This is a genomic window from Polaromonas sp. P1_G4 (genome assembly GCF_056405475.1).
The window spans coordinates 1-3,248 of sequence record NZ_JBFUCA010000484.1 but is presented as its reverse complement, the minus strand read 5'-3'; the positions used below and the strand labels follow the sequence as shown (position 1 = coordinate 3,248).

At 58.5% G+C, this 3,248-nt stretch carries 3 protein-coding genes; 1 reads left to right on the top strand and 2 read right to left on the bottom strand.

Annotation, left to right across the window (positions count from 1 at the left end; genetic code table 11):
* Positions 1–226 precede the first annotated feature (226 nt).
* The gene (locus AC1D1X_RS19175) at positions 227–673 is read right to left on the bottom strand and encodes a DUF3619 family protein (RefSeq protein WP_477670846.1); all 447 of its coding nucleotides are present in this window, start codon (positions 671–673) and stop codon (positions 227–229) included.
* The gene (locus tag AC1D1X_RS19170) at positions 670–1,236 is read right to left on the bottom strand and encodes an RNA polymerase sigma factor (RefSeq protein ID WP_457279761.1); all 567 of its coding nucleotides are present in this window, start codon (positions 1,234–1,236) and stop codon (positions 670–672) included. Before AC1D1X_RS19170 ends, AC1D1X_RS19175 begins: the two co-directional genes overlap by 4 nt.
* Before the next feature lie 323 nt (positions 1,237–1,559).
* On the opposite strand from AC1D1X_RS19170, the gene AC1D1X_RS19165 reads away from it, so the two are divergent.
* On the top strand, positions 1,560–3,248 hold a 1,689-nt coding region (locus tag AC1D1X_RS19165; protein WP_477698910.1), incomplete at its 3' end, for an acetolactate synthase 3 catalytic subunit.

Here is a 3,248-nt window from a genome sequence, read left to right as displayed (position 1 = left end):
GGCGTGAGTTCAGCCCAGGTCGGCTTGGCCACGACGGGCTTGGCAGGGACGGCCGGGGGCTTCACAGCTGCACTGGCAGGGCCTACGGGTTTAGGCGCCTGTGCAAGGCCCAGCATGGGCCAGGCCAGCAGGGTAGCCGTCACAAGCCCGAACGACAGCCATTGCAGTCTCAACCGCATGGAGCGGCCATCGACAGATGGGGCGCGTCGGGAGATTGCGCGCGGGATCATTGGGCCGTGGGGGCTTGGCGTGTGGCTTTGAGGTACTGGACAAAACCCGGGTCGGCAAAAGCAGCGGGCGGGAGTTCGTCAGTAAGCAACGCCACATCGACTTCTGCCAGTTCCTGGGCGCGGTTGTCGTTCTGGATCGAATTGATGGCCAGCAGGCCTACAACCAGTGCAACAAGTGGAAGGACCGAACCAATCCGTGCCCACCAGCTCAGGCCGTCATCAGATCCCCATGAAAGGGCGGCACTTGTGCCAACGCCGACGACGCTGGTGGCGGTTTGTGTTTTGGCGACTTTACGTTTTGAAACAGCTTGAGCGCGTGCGGCGCGCAGGCGCTCGGAAATGTCGTAAGGCAGGTCGGCAGCTCCCGCGGACAGGTAGGACGCGGTCTTCAGGCCAAAGCGGTCCTGCAGGATTTCGGCTCTTTTTTGTAGTGAGTTAGTCATAGTTTTATACCTTTGGCACTCAGGGCTTTGCTGAGGGCGTGAACTGCGCGGGAACAATGTGTTTTGACACTGCCCTCCGAACAGCCCATGGCGGCTGCTGTTTCAGCGACATCCATTTCCTCCCAGTAACGCATCAGAAAGGCTTCCCGTTGACGGCCCGGCAATTCCTTTACCTGCAGTTCGATCTCATGCAATATTTGCGCCCGCTCAGTAGCATCCTGGGCGCTCTCTGTACCCTCTGAGTTGGTAAGGCTCTCTAAAGTTTCCAGAAGATCGAAATCTCCGTCTTCTCCCTGCGATTCAAAGTCGCTCATGTTGGAGAAAAGCGCGTTCCGGGTCTTGCGGCGCCGGAACCAGTCCAGCGTGGTGTTGGCCAGGATGCGCTGGAACAGCATGGGCAGCTCGGCCGCAGGCTTGTCGCCATAGTGCTGGGCCAGCTTCATCATGCTGTCCTGAACGATATCAAGGGCAGCTTCTTCATCCCGCACGTGGTAGATGCTGCGCTTGAAAGCCCGTTTTTCAACGCTTTTCAGGAAATCCGAGAGTTCTTGTTCAGTTGCCAACGGTGTGGGGTTCCGGTTCGTCCAGCGCTGCACAKGGTGGTCTGCGGGTACTCGCAGGGCCGATGCCGATAAGGCATGCATCCAAGGATACAGCTGGAAAATTATCGCATCCCGGCCGGTACCGGATGCGATTTTTCACCGCTTGCAGCCATTGCGCAACGCGAAATGCCATAATACGGCCTGCAATTCAAAGGCAAACGGGTCACGACTCGGCGGTTTATGTTTCCGCTTATGGTTTTGGCCTCAAGTCTCGATGCCGCTTCACAAGAGTGGGCAAAGAGGCACCCAAGGTATTTCGTTAGAGAAATTCACAAAGGTTCATCATGGAAATCTCCAAAGCGGAAATCGCTTCCGCGGCAGCTGCGTCTGCACAAACAAATTCTCAAGAACTCCGCGGCGCGGAAATCCTCATGAAGTCCCTTCAGGCTGAAGGCGTCAAATACATGTGGGGTTATCCGGGCGGTGCAGTCCTGCATATTTACGACGCCGTCTACAAACAGGACTCGATCCAGCACATCCTGGTGCGTCATGAGCAGGCAGCTGTGCACGCAGCCGACGGTTATGCTCGCGCCACAGGCGAGGTGGGCGTGGCGCTGGTCACTTCCGGCCCAGGCGTGACCAACGCCGTGACCGGTATCGCGACAGCGTACATGGACAGTATCCCGATGGTCATCATCACGGGACAGGTCCCCACCCACGCCATCGGCCTGGACGCCTTCCAGGAGTGTGACACCGTCGGCATCACCCGGCCCATCGTGAAGCACAACTTCCTGGTCAAGGATGCGCGGCACATGGCCGAAACCCTGAAAAAGGCGTTTCATATCGCCCGCAGCGGCCGGCCCGGCCCCGTGGTCGTCGATATCCCCAAGGACGTGTCCTTCAACAAGGTGCCCTACAACGGCTATCCGCAAACCGTTGAGATGCGCTCCTACAACCCGGTGCGCAAAGGCCATGGCGGGCAGATCCGCAAGGCCCTGCAATTGCTGCTGGCGGCCAAACGGCCCTATATCTACACCGGCGGCGGCGTATTGCTCAGTAATGCCTCGCAAGAACTGCGCACGCTGGTCGACATGCTGGGCTACCCCTGCACCAACACCTTGATGGGCCTGGGCGCCTACCCGGCCAGCGACAAAAAATTCCTCGGCATGCTGGGTATGCACGGCACCATCGAAGCCAACAATGCGATGCAGCATTGCGACGTGTTGCTGGCTGTCGGTGCGCGTTTTGATGACCGCGTGATCGGTAACCCCAAGCATTTCGCGCAGAACGAACGCAAGATCATCCACATCGACATCGACCCTTCCAGTATTTCGAAGCGCGTGAAGGTTGATATTCCGATCGTGGGCGACGTGAAGGACGTGCTGACCGAACTGATTGCCATGATCAAGGAATCCGGCCTCAAGCCTGACGCGAACGCCCTGGGCGGCTGGTGGGACACGATTGAAGGCTGGCGCAAACGCGACTGCATGAAGTACAGCATGGGCAAAGGCGATGTCATCAAGCCCCAGCATGTGGTCGAAACGCTCTGGAAGCTGACCAAGGACGCGGACACCTACATCACGTCGGACGTGGGTCAACACCAGATGTGGGCTGCGCAGTACTACAAGTTCGACGAGCCGCGCCGCTGGATCAATTCAGGCGGCCTGGGCACCATGGGCGTCGGTATTCCCTATGCCATGGGCATCAAGCTGGCCAAGCCCGACTCGGAAGTGTTCTGCATCACCGGTGAAGGTTCGGTGCAGATGTGCATCCAGGAGCTTTCCACCTGCCTGCAATACAACACGCCGATCAAGATCGTGTCGCTGAACAACCGTTACCTGGGCATGGTGCGTCAGTGGCAGGAAATTGACTATGAAGGCCGCTACAGCAGCAGCTACATGGACGCACTGCCCAATTTCGTGAAGCTGGCCGAAGCCTACGGGCACGTTGGCATGTTGATCGAAAAGCCGCAGGACGTAGAGCCGGCGCTTCGCGAAGCCCGCAAGCTCAAGGACCGCACTGTGTTCATGGAC